We start from the raw sequence: 16,473 nt of genomic DNA on the forward strand, positions 1-16,473 counted from the left end.
AGACGGCCGGACTTTCCCGGGTTAAGCGGCAGGCTTTTGCATGCTGTGCCAGATTTTACCACTGTCACGACCGTAATCCCGCACCAGCTCAGTAATCTTATCGTTGGCGGTTTGTGGGTCACACAGCTTAGACAGCGTGGTGTAAAATTCGTGCGCCCTTTCCTTAGCCTGAGGATTGGCAAAGTACTGCTTACCTACCCGGGTATAGAGACCTTTGAGGCCGTTGATAATAAGACCGTAGATCGGGTTACCGGAAGCAAACGCCAGGCCACGGAATACCCGGTAGTCGATATCCGAGTAGTCATCGCCGCGGAGTTCAGCTTCAAGAGCGTCAGTCAGAACCACCCGCGACTGTTCAGGATAGTGACGCAATGCACGGCTGATAAAAATAGTCGCAATATTAGTACGCACTGACAGCAGATTATCAATCAGCTGCGGGACGCTTTCGTGATCGAGTCTGGCGAGTGTTTCGAGAATATTCAGACCTGAAGTTTCCCAGAAGTCATTCACCCGGGTGGGTTTACCGTGTTGAATCGTTAGCCAGCCGTCGCGGGCTAACCGTTGCAGAATTTCGCGCAGTGTGGTGCGAGTGACACCGATCAGCTCAGACAGCTCACGCTCGGCAGGCAGAATAGATCCTGGCGGAAAACGGCTATTCCAGATACTTTCAATAATAAATTCTTCAGCGAACCCTGCCGGGCTTTGCGCCTTAATGACCATAGCAAATTATCTCTTTACCAACTGTCCGTTTATTGATTCATCATAACAAAACCATTATCAGCCATATAGCATCACTGAGTATTAAAACACGATCAACATCAATAAATTTCTATATCCGATGCCGTTTTACCGTACAATTCTCAAACTTCCACCAGCGCAACAAAGGGTGACATTTTCCACACTGGTGGGTATGGGATATTGGTGGATTATCTGCCGTTTTGGTTTACACTGCAGGATATCTGATTTGGACAAGGAAAACAGCATGTTACGAATGTTAAACCGTTGTTCTAAAGGCCGCACAGCATGGTTACTCCTTGCGCTAACGGCCTTAGCGTTAGAACTTACCGCTCTTTGGTTCCAGCATGTTATGGGACTGAAGCCTTGTGTAATGTGTATTTATGAGCGTTGCGCCCTGTTAGGTGTGTTGCTGGCCGGTCTGGTAGGCGCTCTGGCTCCCGCGACGCCATTCCGCTTTATCGGGATTATTGTCTGGTTGATTGGTGCAGGTGAAGGTGTTCGTCTATCCTGGGAACATACCATGTTACAGGTTCATCCCCCACTATTTGCCACCTGTGACTTTATGGCAAGATTCCCGTCCTGGTTGCCCCTCGACAAATGGGTACCGGGAATGTTCGTTGCCAGCGGTAATTGTCTTGACCGTAGCTGGACACTATTCAACCTGAGTATGCCGGAATGGCTGTTAGGGATATTTGTTGTCTATCTGCTGGTTGCCGTGTTAGTGCTGATTGCCCAGTTGAGTGTATTCAGCCGCAGAAAATAAACCGCCAGTCATAACCAGAACCATGGCTGCTTTTAGCAGCCATTCTGATCCGGTCTTTCGATAATATGATCTTCCCAGTTTCGAACTTCACTTTCACGCACCGCAATGTATCTGACAGAAATGCGTTTAGCGTGCATTTCTTTGGCTGACCCCGTAAGTAACGGATGCCAGTCCGGAAGTGACTTTCCTTCGGCCAGTAACCGGTAACCACAGGTCTTTGGTAACCAGGAGAAGGTCGGCAGGTTCTCTCGTGTGAGTTTGATACAATCCGGCTCGTACTCAAAGCGCGTTTCATAATGCTTACAACGACAACTTTTTATATTAAGTAAATTGCAGGCCACATTGGTGAAGTAAATTTCATCCGTATCCGCATCCTGCAATTTGTTCAGACAACACTGCCCGCAACCATCACAGACAGATTCCCACTCCTCATCTGTCATTTGTTCAAGACTTTTGGTTTTCCAGAAAGGAGGATCGGTTATCATAATTTGGTCTCTTTATAAAAATCAGCCGCCCGTTATAAAGAGTCATCACCGGATATGCAAGTATTACGACACCCTTGTACTCACACCGTGGTCAGCAAATGACACTTTTAACGAATCACCGCTCGCTAACGGACCCACTCCTTCCGGGGTGCCGGTCAGAATAATGTCCCCGGGACGCAGAGTAAAGAAGCGTGACATATAAGCAATCAGGGGCACAATTTTGTACATCATATCGCTGGTATTTCCCGACTGGCGCACTTCTCCGTTGATTTCCAGTTTCAGTGGCGTGTTCTGAGGATCACCGTTAAATTCGGCTGCCGGAATAAATCCGGAAACCGGACAGGAATTATCAAAGCCTTTCGATTTTTCCCACGGTTGCCCTTTTTTCTTCAGACCTGCCTGAACAGTACGTAGAGTCAAATCCAGTGCGACACCGTAACCCGCAATCGCCGGCAAAACCTGTTCTTCACTGGCCTGCTGTAAGGTGCTGCCAATCAACACGGCCAGTTCCACTTCATGATGAATCTCACCCAAGCCCGACAGCAGAGAGAGTGGCTGACGAAGATCACAGAGCGCCGTTTCCGGCTTAATGAATACTACCGGTTCTTCCGGAGTGATACTCCCCATTTCACTGATATGTTTCGCGTAGTTGCTTCCTACACAGACTACTTTCCCGGCGGGTAAATTGAGTAACTCACCCTGCCAGTTACGATGTTGATACATGATGTCCCCTTAGTTTGGTATAAGAAAGCATTAACCTCCGTTATACTTAGCAAGAAAACCAGTAAAAGAAAATAGCGTAACTGCGTAGTTGTTAACCACAGCCACAGACAATAAGTAACAAAGTCTTACCTGTAGTCTATCCTTGTGTGACGGTGGATTCCCTGACAAATAAAATGTGGGTTAACTGTTTAGCGCAAAGACATCCGGGAAAGGAGGAACAAAACAGAAATAATGCTCTGCAAATAACACTGGTTATATTTACAGAGGAATCCTAATAATTAATTCTCGTTAGCAGACAGGTGCATTTTAAGTAAGTTTTCGACCGGAGGAGGTACCTGTAAATAATAACCTTTATCCTGTAATTCCTGTCTGACTTTCACAATGTCCGCACTGCCCAGTTTCTCGCGGCCAGAGAGTGAAATCACCATAGCCAGCACTGGTTTGCCAAATCCCTTGAGTAGTTCAGCGGGCACGCGGGAAAAGTCATCTTTTTTTTCGATATACAGATAAGTCTGATCACGTAGCGGACTTCTGTAAATGGCGCAAAACATATTTTTCTCCGAATTAATCTGTATGGTGACTTGCCTCTATAATAGTGTAACTATAACATGACAGGAGTCATTCGAATATTGAACCTTCTGGGCCAGGTGTAGATATTTTATCGCTTGTTCAGAAATGAAACTGTCAAACAGGACTGAGTCGGGACAGATGTCGCAAACGCCAATCGAACTAAAAGGCAGCAGTTTTACTTTATCTGTTGTCCATCTTCACCATTCACAACCCGAGGTGATTCGTCAGGCGCTTCAGGAAAAAATTGATCAGGCCCCGGCGTTTCTCAAAAATGCCCCGGTAGTCCTGAATATTTCATCGCTATCATCAGCGGTTAACTGGACACAGATGCAACAGGCCGTTACCTCTACCGGTTTGCGGATTATGGGGGTAAGTGGCTGTAAAGACGAGCAACTAAAGTCACTGATCCAGGCGGCGGGTTTGCCTGTATTAACTGAAGGTAAAGAAACCCGTAAGCCCGCGAAAGGTGAAACTACTCCCGTCGCTGCAGAACCTGTCATTCAGGATCCGGTTGTTGACAGTGAAAAATTTGCCAGAACCCGCATAATTAATACCCCGGTACGGTCCGGGCAACAGATTTATGCTAAAAATGCTGACTTAATCGTCACCAGTAGTGTCAGCGCAGGCGCAGAACTTGTTGCTGATGGTAATATTCATATTTACGGAATGATGCGCGGCCGGGCTCTCGCCGGAGCCGGAGGGGACCAAAATGCCGGAATATTTTGCACAAATTTAGCGGCCGAGTTGGTATCCATTGCCGGAGAATACTGGATTATGGATCAAATTCCTGCGGAGTTTTTTGGCAAGGCCGCACGACTGACATTAACCGACGGTGTATTGTCGATAAAGACACTAAATTAGACCCCTTTTCTATTGTTAAGGAAATCATTATATATGGCACGCATTATTGTAGTTACATCTGGTAAAGGGGGCGTTGGCAAGACAACGTCAAGCGCGGCCATCGCAACCGGTTTAGCGCAAAAGGGAAAAAAAACCGTCGTTATCGATTTCGATATCGGTTTGCGTAACCTGGATTTAATCATGGGCTGTGAACGGCGCGTTGTTTATGACTTCGTTAACGTGATTCAGGGTGATGCCACACTGAATCAGGCTCTGATTAAAGATAAGCGTACCGAAAACCTGTTCATCCTTCCTGCATCACAAACCCGTGATAAAGATGCCCTGAATTATGATGGTGTCGGTAAAGTGCTGGATGAACTGGCGACCATGGACTTCGATTTTATTGTCTGTGACTCACCGGCCGGTATAGAAACCGGTGCGTTGATGGCACTCTACTTCGCTGATGAAGCGGTTATCACCACCAACCCTGAAGTTTCTTCGGTCCGTGACTCCGACCGTATTCTCGGCATTATTGCCTCCAAATCACGTCGTGCCGAAAAAGGGCAGGATCCGGTGAAAGAACACCTGCTGCTAACCCGTTATAACCCGGGTCGTGTCAGCCGGGGTGATATGCTAAGCATGGAAGATGTGCTGGAAATTCTGCGCATTCCTCTGGTAGGTGTGATTCCTGAAGACCAGTCGGTGTTGCGCGCCTCTAACCAGGGGGAGCCTGTTATCCTGGATACCATTTCAGATGCAGGTAAAGCCTACGCTGATACCGTCGATCGCTTACTCGGCGAAGAACGTCCCTTCCGCTTTATTGAAGAAGAGAAGAAGGGTTTCCTAAAACGCCTGTTCGGGGGATAAGCCATGGCATTACTTGATTTCTTTTTATCCCGTAAAAAAAATACTGCTAATATCGCCAAAGAAAGATTGCAGATTATTGTTGCGGAACGTCGTCGTGGAGACAGCGAACCCCACTACCTGCCGCAGTTAAAGCGCGATATTTTGGAAGTGATTTGTAAATACGTGAAGATTGATCCGGATATGGTGACTGTCCAGTTGGATCAAAAAGGCGAAGACATTTCGATCCTTGAACTAAACGTGACCTTGCCGGAAACGGAAGAAGCACCGAAATGATTCTGTGTGACAGATAGCAGATGCCGCGTTAAACCGCGGCATCTCTCTGAATTATTTAGCGGCGATAATGGCGGTGATCTTTTCTGCCATTAACTCTCCCCGCCATCCTTTTAATAATTCTGGTCTATTTTCACGGGGCTTTATCTGCCAGTGCGCTGACAATACCTGATTTATTTGCCTGCGTGAGGCCAGAAGTTCCTGACTGAAACCCGTCTGTTCACTTGTCTGCTTAATAAAGGCTTTTAAATCCTTAAACAGTGTCTTGTAACCTGGACAGTCAATAAGATTTTTTATCGCCGCCGGTAGTTGCTGTTCAGGTTCGGCCTGAGCTTCTGCCACCAACTGTAGCATCGACTGCCCATGAAACCGAATCTCGGGCCCGGTCAGCCCCAGCTGCTGTAACTCCCCTAACGATCCTGGCAGGTAACGAGCGACTTTCCACAGATTCTCTTCTTTCACCACAAAATTGACGGCCATATCTTTACGTCGCGCATAGCTCAGTCGCCAGGCCGCCAGTTTTTGTAGGGCCGCCAGCTGACGCGGACGTAGTTGCCAGGCCTGACCTATTTCTGCCCACGCATGTTCTGCTGGCAGAATATCCTGACGCCGTTCACATAACATCTCACATTCACTCAATGCTTTATCCAGTACCTGTCGTTCAGTGGCTTGCTGATGCAATTTCCGGGCAATCGGCAGCAAATATTCCACATCGGCCGCAGCATAAAGGCACTGACGTTCGGTTAACGGCCGTGCGAGCCAGTCAGTTCTGGATTCGCTCTTATCCAACTCAACCCCGGTAAACTCTGCCACCATCGCAGCAAATCCCAGTGACATAGGGTAACCGAGGAATGCCGCCAGAATTTGTGTATCCAGCATCGGTGACGGCAACACTGAAAAACGGTGCAGAAAGACCTCAAGATCTTCTCCACCGGCATGAAGATATTTAATCACCCGCTGATCACTTAACAATGTAATAAACGGCGACCAGTCAGTAATAGTGAGCGGGTCAATCAGGGTCACCGCCTCACCGTCAAATAACTGAATTAACCCTAATTGTGGGTAGTAGGTACGGGTACGTACAAATTCGGTATCCAGAGCAACGGCTGAGTGTTTCAGGGCGGACTGGCAGACTTCAGCCAGTTGCTGATCAGTGTCGATAATTTGATAATTCAAAGCAAAATTCTCTCTTACTGCGAAAATTCTCCGCAGCGATGACATAAAAACAAAACGCCGGTTTACCCGGCGTTGACATAAAAATGCTTCACCCTGTCAGCCCTGGCCTTGTGCCATCGCTTCTGCGCGCAACTCACGGCGCAAAATTTTTCCAACATTACTTTTCGGCAAAGCATCACGAAATTCAATATATTTAGGGATTTTATAGCCTGTCAGATTTTGACGACAATGGTCAAGTAACTCTTCCCGGGTCAGCGACTTATCTCTGGCTACCACAAACACTTTGATTGCCTCTCCCGTGGCATCGCTCGGTACACTCACCGCGGCCACTTCAGAAACCTTGGCATGAGACATGATTACTTCTTCGATTTCACTGGGATAAACATTAAAACCCGATACCAGAATCATATCTTTTTTACGATCAACAATCCGGATAAAACCTTCACGGTCTACTGTAACAATATCCCCACTGTGCAGCCAGCCGTCTGTCATTACCTCACGTGTAGCTTCGGGTTGTTGCCAGTAACCTGCCATCACCTGTGGCCCACGAATCAGTAATTCCCCCTGCTCGCCGTCCAACAGTTCCTGACCGTTATCATCCACCACTTTTATTTCTGTAGAGGGTACCGGTACTCCGATACTGCCAGTATAACTGGTAATATTACAGGGATTGACGGAAACCAGTGGAGAACACTCCGTCAGGCCATAGCCCTCCAGAAGATAATTACCCGTCAGTGCCTCCCACCGTTCAGCGACGATTTTATTGACGGCCATTCCCCCACCGACAGTGAGTTTGAGTGCTGAAAAATCTAGTTTTCTGAACTCAGGGTTACTCAGCAAACTATTGAATAAAGTATTCACCCCGCTCAGCGTCGTAAACCGGTAACGGGCGAGTGTTTTAATCATGGATTTAGTATCAAAAGGATTAGTAATCAGTAGATTACTCCCACCTACCTCCAGAAAAAGCAAACAATTCACTGTCAGGGCGAAGATGTGATACAAAGGCAATGCCGTCACCACCATCTCTTCGCCAGGGGTCAGCAATCCGCCATACATCGCTTTACACTGCTCGAGGTTAGCCTGCAGGTTCCGGTGAGTCAGCATCGCCCCTTTTGCCAGTCCGGTTGTACCTCCGGTATATTGCAGAAACGCCAGATCACTGTTATTTAATTCTGGTCGGACGTAAGTCAGTTGGTGCCCCCGCCTGAGGCATTCGCGATAGGAGTGTACGCCTTCCAGAGACCAGGCTGGTACCAACCGTTTAACATACTTCACCGCCAGATTCACCAGGGTACGTTTAGGCCAACGCAGGCCGTCACCTAACTGAGAAACAATCACGTGTTTTACCCGGGTGTCACCAATCACCTGCTGGAGGGTATGAACAAAATTACTGACGATAACGATCGCTTCAGCGCCACTGTCAGACAATTGATGGCGTAACTCTCTGGGCTTATACAACGGATTAACATTTACAACCACCATCCCCGCCCGCAGAATACCGAACAGAGCTATTGGAAACTGCAAAGTATTAGGCATCATCAGCGCAACCCTGGTGCCTTTCTCCAGTTTGAGTTCCTGCTGCAGATAAGCGGCGAAGGCACAGCTCTGCTCTTCCAACTGGCGGAACGTCAGCTCTTGCCCCATGCTGATATAGGCAGGTTTATCGTTATAGCGTAGTACCGCATGCTCGAAAAGATCAATCAGTGAGTTGTAGTGATCGGCATCGATCTCTGGCGGTACCCCGTCAGGATAATGTGCTAACCAGGCCTTCGTCCTTGCTGGCGTTGAAAAATCATATTGTAACACCATGTTTAATCCCTCCTGCCTGTTTAACATTATTTTAACTCATTGTACCAGTTTGCTAATAACATGATTTCCGTGTTGCGATATCTGTCACTAATTACTACATATCTTAACGGCCAGGCATATAAAAAAACCCGGAGCCATACTGGCTCCGGGCCGGATATATCATTTACCTTTATTACGGGCCGGGGGAGGCCTTCTCACTGGCATGCCCTGGGCTTTATTCGGTAAGGTATGTCTCAACCGTGGCGGGACCGGGGCTATAAAAACCCCACCAGGGATTCCCCCAGTAGCCATGGCGGTACCGGCCGGGGCCAGGGCCATACCAAATCCACGGATCCATCGGCATTGGCGGGCTCACTACCTGACTGGCCAGATGCCAACGCTGATAGCCTGTCACATCGATGACCAAAAAGTCATAAGTTGCCTGACCAATCTGACCTTTCTCTGTACCGCGGATATTACCTAATACTGTCAGGTACTGATTATTCAGATTGACCGGGTCCACAAATCCATGCACGTCAGCATAAATCCGTCCGGTCGATGCCGAACCCAGTATTGGCCGGGCACTATCATCCAGCGGTTGAACCGCCAGTTCAATGCGGGTCATACCATTACTGTTGGTAACTTTTACCACCTGACCGCCAAACCGGGATTCCTGTCCTACATAAAGCTGAGGGGCATTCATCACCCGAACCAGGTCCTGTTGTGGCTCCGGAGAAATTCCGCGAATACTTTGAGGTACAGTTGCACATCCGGCAAGTAATAACACGGACGTCAGCATCAATGCAGAACAACCCTTTCTTAAACTGAGCATAATAATCTCCTGAGTATTATCCGCTTAGACCGCTTAAATCACCGCGGGTTGCAGCAAACCATCATCTGCCGGGTAATTTTTTCCATGTAACTTCATTACGCAAATAAACGGGTTCAATTTCTGCCACGGCGAAAACTTCCCCGCGCTGCCACTGGCTGACCGCCAGCGGTAACATATCCTGTGCCGTCGGTAGCTCAGAACCGCTCAGCTCAAGCTCCAGCGTATGGCCTTGCTGCATTTCAGGATAAGCCTTCCAACCAGTACCCGCCAGCGCCCAACGCCCGGAGAGTTGCTGCATCCGTTCGACAGCCTGAGCAGGATTTATGACCCGCTCAGTGTCGACACCCTGCCACTCTCCTTCGGCCGTGCGCTGATATTCTGCCCAATAAACCTCGCCCATTCGGGCATCTATTGCAGTAAGCACTTTGTCTGCCTGCTGTAACCGCCAGGCACCTTCGGCCAGAGCCGCCAGGGTAGAAACACCAATCATTGGCAATTCTGCCCCCAGAGCCAGTCCCTGAGCGATACCGATACCAATTCTGACGCCGGTAAAACTGCCAGGTCCCCGGCAAAAAACCAATGCATCCAGATCAGTCAGAGCCAGTTGCTGACCCTCAAGCAATTCTGCCACCAGCGGTAATATTTTGCGGGTATGATCGCGCGGAGCAACCTCAAATCGTGCATCCAGTTGTTGGTGGTTAAGAATTGCGGCCGAACAGGCTTCCGTTGCCGTATCAAGAGCCAATAGTTTTAAAGCTGAGATGTCTTGCATAGTTATTTGTAATTGATAAAAGTTAACATTCAGGCTGTAGGGAAATGAGCTTCCCACAACCCGTGAATCAGTCGTTAGCTATCAGCGACACAACACCTCACAGGGGATAGTATAACTTGTCGCACGCAGATGAAATGAAACTCATTCGCAACAAAATACTACAATCATCAGTCATCCTGAATGAGGCTACCCGCAGGCCGACCCTCAGTAATAAACTGTTCAGCCCTGACTAAATCGCGCGTGCGTGGACAATCCGGCAGACTGTTGACGAACAATGCACCATAGGGTCTGGAAACTAAACGTGAATCACAGATCACCAGCACGCCACGGTCTGTTTCGTCACGTATCAGCCGACCCGCCCCCTGCTTCAGGGTGATTACTGCGTCAGGAAGCTGCACTTCATCAAACGGATCCAACCCACGATGTCTGGCATCTTCCATTCTTGCTTTGAGTAACGGGTCTTCCGGCGACGTAAAAGGGAGTTTATCAATAATCACTAATGATAAAGCGTCTCCACGGACATCCACCCCTTCCCAGAAGCTACTGGTCGCCACCAGTAATGCATTTCCTGCCTCAATAAACTGCTGCAGTATTTGCCCCTTACTGGTTTCACCTTGCAGCAGTACCGGCAGACTCAATACCGCCCTGAACTCTGCTGCAAGTTCCCTCATCATTTGATAAGAGGTACATAAAAAGAAACATCTGCCCCGGTTGGCTTCAATTAAGGGTGTCAGTGTTTTAACCAGCTGCTTCGCAGCGCCGGGTCTGTGTGTTTCCGGTAAGTTTCTGGGGACACACAGTAACGCCTGACGCGCATAATCAAACGGACTATTAAGGATCATCTGCCTGGCGGTTGTAACTCCCAAACGTCCCGCGAAGTGTTGCATCTGACCATTGACTGACAACGTTGCTGAGGTAAACACCCAGGATGCATTACGCGCATCAACAACTTCACGAAAGCGTTCAGCTACAGATAACGGGGTCAGTGCCAGGGTAAAATGCCGTGACGTACATTCATACCAGTAACTGAAGCCCGGCTGCTCGGTGTGACTGATTCGCTTCAGTCGCGTGCGGTATTGTGCTGCCCTTTCAAATGCCGCATCCAGTAATGCAGAACGCCCGAGAGACAGTTTTATCACGTCGTAACAGAGTTCCAGCGCATCATCGAGCAGTACCAACATGCGTGCTACATTGGCTTGCTGTAATAATTCGCGCAGATTGCCCCGGAATCCGGGTTCGCCAAGAATCATCCTGAAATCCTGACTTGCCTGGGATAACCGGTCTGCCGCTTTCTGCAACTGCTGCATGTCCCGAACTTCAGTACGATAAGCGATAATAATGTCTTTGGCTAAATCCTGTAGCTGTCGGCCGGAGATCTGCTGTCCAAAATACTGGCTGGCAATATCCGGAAGCTGATGAGCTTCGTCAAATATCATCACCTGAGCATCAGGAATTAATTCAGCAAATCCACTCTCTTTAACCACCAGATCCGCCAGAAACAAGTGATGATTGACAACGACGACATCTGAATCCATCGCCCTTTTTCGGGCTTTAACTACAAAACAATCGTTGTAACGCGGACAATCACTCCCAAGACAGTTGTCATTTGTGCTGGTGACCAGTGGCCAAAGCCCGCTGTCTTCAGCTACGCTGGCACACTGGCTGATGTCACCATCAACTGTTACCGAAGACCAGCCCCGGACACTGACCAGATCGGTGAGCGACTGTACCGGCAGGTCACCCCCGGTCAGATTCTGCTGGTCCATCCGTTCCAGGCAAAGATAATTTGAACGCCCTTTCAGGATCGCTGTTTTACCTTTGAATTTCAGAGCCCGGACAATGGTGGGTAAATCCCGACTGTAGAGTTGATCCTGCAATGCCCGGGAACCGGTCGACACGATCACTTTTTTACCTGAGCGCAGGGCTGGTACCAGATAAGCATAGGTTTTCCCGGTCCCTGTCCCCGCTTCTACTACCAGCTCACTTCCGTTATTAATTGCCTCGGCCACAGCCCCGGCCATCTGCCGCTGGGCTTCGCGTGGACGGAACCCCGGGATTGCGGCTGTCAGCGCCCCTTCAGGGGAAAAATCATCTGTCACATCGCCTCCCGATGCAGCTAAAAAACCGCGCAATTATGTCAGTTTTCAATGATACGGACTACCAGGGATGACATATTCATTGCGATATGGCAGGCTGACTGCCGGAAACTAAAGGAGCACACAATGACTATTACCCGGATTGACCCGGAACACCGGATGTCTGAAGCTGTTATTCACAACGAAACCATCTATTACACCAGTGTACCAGAAGACCTTGAAGGCGATGCCTTCGCCCAGACGGCCGACGCCCTGGCGGTGATTGACCGGTTACTGGCCCGTGTGGGTTCTGATAAAAGCAAAATACTCGATGCGACCATTTTTCTCACCGACACAGACGACTTTGCCGCCATGAATAAGGCCTGGGATGCGTGGGTTTCCCCTGATAACGCACCAGTCCGCTGTACTGTCCAGGCAGGGCTGATGCATCCTAAGTACAAAGTAGAAATCAAAATCATCGCAGCCCGCTAAAATTCAGTAAGCTGTTAAGCATCTTCATCAGCGTCTTCATCAGCATCTTCATCAGCGTCTTCATCATCCTCGAAACGTGCCAGACTTTGTCCTCCCTGGTGCGTTTCGCGTATCTCTGCTGCCACCAGGGCAATAGCTTCACCACTGGACATACCTTCCGCAATAAGCTGATGAATACGTTCAACGGCCTGTTGCTGCTGTTGATGAGAAAGTGCCGGTAATCCATTAAACATACAAACCTCTGCTACATAGCCAGTTTCCCGTCACTGTTGACGAGATAACTGATGTCAGTAATTAAAAAATATGTCAGGCTTATGACCAGTTTATTGCTAATGCCCGACGTTTATGACTCTGAATACCGTTTCTCTTGAATACTCACCGGATGCACTTAACCACTGGTTTTCCCGTGTGGAACAGCAACCATGGGCCATATTACTCAGCTCATCAGCGGCCGAACATCATGATAACCGGTTCGATATTTTCAGTGCTGACCCGTTGATGACCCTGTCCACCACTGGCAAGACAACCTGGATAAGCGAAGGAGATAAGCTTCACCACTCCCACCGTGACCCACTGGCTTTGTTGCAGGAAGCCCTACAGACTCTGCCGGAAGTGACCTCGTCACTTTCGGACCTGCCGTTTACCGGCGGTGCTCTGGGTCTGTTTGGTTATGATTTAGGGCGACGATTCGAACAGCTTCCGGAGACAGCTGTCAGTGAATTACACACTGCCGATATGGCAGTAGGGATCTACGATTGGGCCATGATAGCAGATCATCATAAACAACGCCTTACTCTGGTAAGCCTCAGTGACAGCAGTCAACGGTTAGAGTGGCTGAATTCGCAGCAGACTCTGCAACTTCCTGCTTTCCGGCTCATTTCCGAATGGCAAAGTAACCTTTCACGTGAACAGTATCAACAGTGCTTTAACCGCGTCAAAAATTACATTAATGCCGGAGACTGTTATCAGATAAATTTGGCTCAGCGGTTTAGCGCGGAATACCAGGGCAGCGAATGGCAGGCTTTTCAGTATTTGAGCCGGCAGAACCGTGCACCATTCAGTGCGTTTGTGCGTCTGCCAGAGAGCTGCCTGCTGAGCCTGTCTCCTGAGCGCTTTCTGCAGGTGAAGAACCGCCAGGTAGAGACCCGGCCCATTAAAGGCACACGCCCCCGTCTTGATGATCCACAAGCTGACGCACACCAGGCCCGTCAGCTGGCATCCGCAGAAAAAGATCGGGCAGAAAATCTGATGATAGTGGATTTATTACGTAATGATATCGGACGGGTAGCTGAACCCGGCAGTGTCACTGTTCCGGAATTGTTTGTGGTTGAACCCTTCCCTGCAGTGTACCATCTGGTCAGTACTGTACGTGGCAGACTTCCCACCGGCACCGAAAATAGTGACCTGTTACGCGCCTGTTTCCCGGGCGGATCGATTACCGGAGCACCAAAAATTCGCGCTATGGAAATTATTGATGAACTGGAGCCACATCGACGCAATGCCTGGTGTGGCAGCATCGGTTACCTGAGCCGTTGCGGGAATATGGATACTAATATTACTATCCGCACCCTGATTGCGGAGCAGCAAAAACTCTATTGTACTGCCGGTGGTGGAATTGTAGCCGACAGTATAGCGGAGGACGAATATCAGGAAACGTTACACAAGCTACAACGTATACTGCCTGCATTGACCCACTTATCCTCGATAAACTCTGATGAATATTGAGCAATTCCGGCAACGTTTCCTGTTGCAACTTCCACAGGCTCAACCGCTGGGGAAAGAGAGCGATCGTCAGGCAGCGGTGCTGCTGCCGGTGATCGCCCACCCGGAACCTACACTGCTGCTCACTCTTCGCTCGGCACATCTGCGTAATCACCCCGGACAGGTGTCATTTCCTGGTGGCAAACAGGATTTCAGCGATAGCTCACTTAAAGAGACTGCATTAAGGGAAACACAAGAAGAGTTGGGACTGACACAGGATAAGATAGAAGTCATTGGCCAACTGCCCACGGTCAGCAGCCAGACAGGCTTCAGGGTAACCCCCTTTGTCGCGATACTACCGGCTGGTTTACCTCTCAGGATTGAAGCCGCCGAAGTGGCTATGGTCTTTGAAGTCCCGTTATTACCTCTGCTTGAGAGTAAGCATTTTTCACCACTGAAGGTGACCCGTAACGGCCAGTCTCGCCATGTCTGGATATCCAACTATCCACATCAGTTTATCTGGGGGATGACTGCTGGTATCCTCCGCGACCTTGGCAAGCAATTACTCGACATCTAATCATTCCCTCAGCCGATAATGGGGATGGAGCACAACCCTGGTCTCACCTGTGCCCCTGTGGCAAGCCCGCCATATTGAGAGAAATGCATTCGCTACAATGAAAGCTATGAAACTAAAATAACGTGAAACATGCCGGATTGGGCTGACGATAAAAGTACGGTGAGGCTCACAGCCGCGGTAGTAAACAGGCCCCGTGAGGTTAACCACAGGGCCTGATACTTATTCTGGCTCGTCCTCGTCCGTATCTGACGGGTCACGGGTAACCCGTACCAGGTCAATGCGATACTCCGTAGCCTCCAGAACGGTGAAGTGCAGATTTTCGATATCAATCACTTCTCCAGCCCGGGGAATCTGGTCCCTGTGAGAGATTAACCGCCCGGCGATTGAGGCATAATCTTCGGCAGGATCGACCAGACAATGCACATCCAGTAACTGCTCGAGAGAATGCAGGTCTGTTCCCCCTTTGACCAGCCAGCCCTCTCCATCCGGGACAATATCCGGTGTTTCGTCTTCATCAGGAAATTCTCCGGCAATGGCTTCCAGCACATCCAGTGGTGTCACTAATCCCTGAACAACGCCAAACTCATTGCTCACAATCACGATACTGCCTTTAGCCCTGCGTAAAACACCCAGCAGATTGATCGGATCTAATGTCTCAGGGACAATAATTGCCGGGTTTTCCGCAGCAAACTGGCTGATATCCAGCTGTTTATCAAGGGCCACCAGTAACTCCTTGGCTCTGACAACCCCGATAATCTCATCCAGTTCTCCACGGCATACAGGGAAGAGACTATGCGGAGTATCCAGCAACTGCCGACGAATCTCTTCAGTCGAACTTTCAGCATTTACCCAGGAAATATCCCCTCTCGGCGTCATCAGGCTACGCACCGAACGTGACGCCAGGGTCAATACTCCGGTAATCATATAGCGTTCTTCATCCTTAAAGCTTTCGGTCGCCGGCACCTCACTCTCAGGATGAGAACTGTCGGTTGACGATTGAGATTGTTTGCCACCCATCAGTCGCACAATCACCTCAGCTGTCCGTTCACGTAATGGTCGGCGGGACTGGTGACGCAGAAAATTTCGTCTGGCTATCTGGTTAAACATCTCAATGACTATTGAGAAGCCGATCGCGGCGTACAGATAACCTTTCGGAATATGAAAACCGAATCCTTCAGCCACCAGGCTCAGACCAATCATCAACAGGAAACTGAGACACAACACCACCACTGTCGGATGGGCATTAACAAAGCGTGTCAACGGCTTCGATGCTAACAACATAATTCCCATGGCAATCACCACTGCCGTCATCATGACCCATAGATGGCTGACCATACCCACGGCTGTGACTACTGCGTCGAGTGAGAATACGGCATCCAGCACAACAATCTGCGCAACGACGGACCAGAAACTGGCATAACTTTTATTTGTCTGATGAGATTCCGGCTGGTTTTCCAGTCGCTCATGCAGTTCGGTCGTCGCCTTGAATAGCAGGAAGATCCCCCCCGCCAGCATGATCAGATCACGTCCGGCAAAACCAAAATCTCCAATGTGAAATAATGGCCGGGTGAGAGTCACCATCCATGAAATCAGTGACAGTAGCCCCAGTCGCATCACCAGGGCAAGACTGAGCCCAATAATCCTCGCTTTATCCCGCTGCCGCGGAGGTAATTTATCCGCGATAATCGCAATAAACACCAGGTTATCAATACCCAGAACAATCTCAAGAACAATCAGTGTCAGCAAGCCTGCCCAGATAGAGGGGTCCAGAAATATTTCCATTAATGGCTCCTTGAGGACAAAA

General features: G+C 49.3%; 18 protein-coding genes. 7 read left to right on the plus strand and 11 right to left on the minus strand.

The window, feature by feature from the left end:
* Positions 1 to 21: 21 nt before the first annotated feature.
* Complete coding sequence (fadR, locus tag HA49_RS04960; RefSeq protein WP_038020837.1) at positions 22 to 720, minus strand: fatty acid metabolism transcriptional regulator FadR; 699 nt, start codon at positions 718 to 720, stop codon at positions 22 to 24.
* Between the two features lie 262 nt (positions 721 to 982).
* On the opposite strand from fadR, the gene dsbB reads away from it, so the two are divergent.
* Positions 983 to 1,501: a disulfide bond formation protein DsbB gene (dsbB, locus tag HA49_RS04965; protein ID WP_038020838.1), complete on the plus strand. Its 519-nt coding sequence runs from the start codon at positions 983 to 985 to the stop codon at positions 1,499 to 1,501.
* A 32-nt stretch (positions 1,502 to 1,533) separates the two neighbouring features.
* Here dsbB and HA49_RS04970 read toward each other — a convergent pair whose 3' ends face one another.
* From HA49_RS04970 to HA49_RS04980, 3 genes are all read right to left on the minus strand, one after another.
* Complete coding sequence (locus HA49_RS04970; protein WP_038020938.1) at positions 1,534 to 1,983, minus strand: YcgN family cysteine cluster protein; 450 nt, start codon at positions 1,981 to 1,983, stop codon at positions 1,534 to 1,536.
* Positions 1,984 to 2,049: 66 nt separating this feature from the next.
* Entirely contained in the window at positions 2,050 to 2,709 is a 660-nt protein-coding gene (locus tag HA49_RS04975; RefSeq protein WP_038020839.1) for a fumarylacetoacetate hydrolase family protein, read from the minus strand.
* Between the two features lie 278 nt (positions 2,710 to 2,987).
* A complete protein-coding gene (locus tag HA49_RS04980; protein ID WP_038020840.1) occupies positions 2,988 to 3,260 on the minus strand; it encodes a YcgL domain-containing protein in 273 nt (90 codons plus the stop codon).
* A gap of 157 nt (positions 3,261 to 3,417) precedes the next feature.
* Between HA49_RS04980 and minC the strand changes: the two genes are divergently transcribed.
* Genes minC through minE form a run of 3 tightly spaced genes read left to right on the plus strand, consistent with a single transcriptional unit; the run spans position 3,418 to position 5,259 of the window.
* Positions 3,418 to 4,140: a septum site-determining protein MinC gene (gene minC, locus HA49_RS04985; RefSeq protein WP_038020939.1), complete on the plus strand. Its 723-nt coding sequence runs from the start codon at positions 3,418 to 3,420 to the stop codon at positions 4,138 to 4,140.
* Positions 4,141 to 4,173: 33 nt separating this feature from the next.
* Positions 4,174 to 4,986 carry a septum site-determining protein MinD gene (gene minD, locus HA49_RS04990; protein WP_038020842.1) on the plus strand — a complete coding sequence of 271 codons (813 nt, stop codon included), beginning with the start codon at positions 4,174 to 4,176 and terminating at the stop codon, positions 4,984 to 4,986.
* Positions 4,987 to 4,989: 3 nt separating this feature from the next.
* Positions 4,990 to 5,259: a cell division topological specificity factor MinE gene (minE, locus tag HA49_RS04995; protein WP_038020843.1), complete on the plus strand. Its 270-nt coding sequence runs from the start codon at positions 4,990 to 4,992 to the stop codon at positions 5,257 to 5,259.
* A gap of 51 nt (positions 5,260 to 5,310) precedes the next feature.
* Here minE and rnd read toward each other — a convergent pair whose 3' ends face one another.
* The 5 genes from rnd to yoaA form a co-directional block, all read right to left on the minus strand.
* On the minus strand, positions 5,311 to 6,432 hold the full coding sequence (rnd, locus tag HA49_RS05000) for a ribonuclease D (protein ID WP_038020940.1): 1,122 nt from the start codon (positions 6,430 to 6,432) through the stop codon (positions 5,311 to 5,313).
* A 96-nt stretch (positions 6,433 to 6,528) separates the two neighbouring features.
* A complete protein-coding gene (gene fadD, locus HA49_RS05005) occupies positions 6,529 to 8,241 on the minus strand; it encodes a long-chain-fatty-acid--CoA ligase FadD (protein WP_038020844.1) in 1,713 nt (570 codons plus the stop codon).
* Positions 8,242 to 8,455: 214 nt separating this feature from the next.
* A complete protein-coding gene (locus HA49_RS05010) occupies positions 8,456 to 9,052 on the minus strand; it encodes a Slp family lipoprotein (RefSeq protein WP_038020845.1) in 597 nt (198 codons plus the stop codon).
* 61 nt (positions 9,053 to 9,113) lie between these two features.
* A complete protein-coding gene (tsaB, locus tag HA49_RS05015; RefSeq protein WP_038020846.1) occupies positions 9,114 to 9,824 on the minus strand; it encodes a tRNA (adenosine(37)-N6)-threonylcarbamoyltransferase complex dimerization subunit type 1 TsaB in 711 nt (236 codons plus the stop codon).
* A 167-nt stretch (positions 9,825 to 9,991) separates the two neighbouring features.
* Positions 9,992 to 11,923, minus strand: coding sequence for a DNA repair helicase YoaA (gene yoaA / locus HA49_RS05020; protein ID WP_038020848.1), 1,932 nt, complete (start codon positions 11,921 to 11,923; stop codon positions 9,992 to 9,994).
* A 123-nt stretch (positions 11,924 to 12,046) separates the two neighbouring features.
* Here yoaA and HA49_RS05025 point away from each other — a divergent pair, with 123 nt between their 5' ends.
* Complete coding sequence (locus tag HA49_RS05025) at positions 12,047 to 12,391, plus strand: RidA family protein (protein ID WP_038020849.1); 345 nt, start codon at positions 12,047 to 12,049, stop codon at positions 12,389 to 12,391.
* A gap of 14 nt (positions 12,392 to 12,405) precedes the next feature.
* On the opposite strand, the gene HA49_RS05030 is transcribed toward HA49_RS05025, so the two are convergent.
* The gene (locus tag HA49_RS05030) at positions 12,406 to 12,624 is read right to left on the minus strand and encodes a YoaH family protein (RefSeq protein ID WP_038020850.1); all 219 of its coding nucleotides are present in this window, start codon (positions 12,622 to 12,624) and stop codon (positions 12,406 to 12,408) included.
* Positions 12,625 to 12,736: 112 nt separating this feature from the next.
* On the opposite strand from HA49_RS05030, the gene pabB reads away from it, so the two are divergent.
* Complete coding sequence (pabB, locus tag HA49_RS05035; protein WP_038020852.1) at positions 12,737 to 14,116, plus strand: aminodeoxychorismate synthase component 1; 1,380 nt, start codon at positions 12,737 to 12,739, stop codon at positions 14,114 to 14,116.
* A complete protein-coding gene (locus tag HA49_RS05040; protein WP_038020853.1) occupies positions 14,106 to 14,669 on the plus strand; it encodes a CoA pyrophosphatase in 564 nt (187 codons plus the stop codon). The genes pabB and HA49_RS05040 overlap by 11 nt, the downstream gene beginning before the upstream one ends.
* Positions 14,670 to 14,888: 219 nt before the next feature.
* Here HA49_RS05040 and HA49_RS05045 read toward each other — a convergent pair whose 3' ends face one another.
* On the minus strand, positions 14,889 to 16,451 hold the full coding sequence (locus tag HA49_RS05045) for a TerC family protein (protein WP_038020854.1): 1,563 nt from the start codon (positions 16,449 to 16,451) through the stop codon (positions 14,889 to 14,891).
* Positions 16,452 to 16,473: the final 22 nt, after the last annotated feature.

The organism is Tatumella morbirosei, from assembly GCF_000757425.2.
GTDB classification, from domain to species: Bacteria; Pseudomonadota; Gammaproteobacteria; order Enterobacterales; family Enterobacteriaceae; genus Tatumella; species Tatumella morbirosei.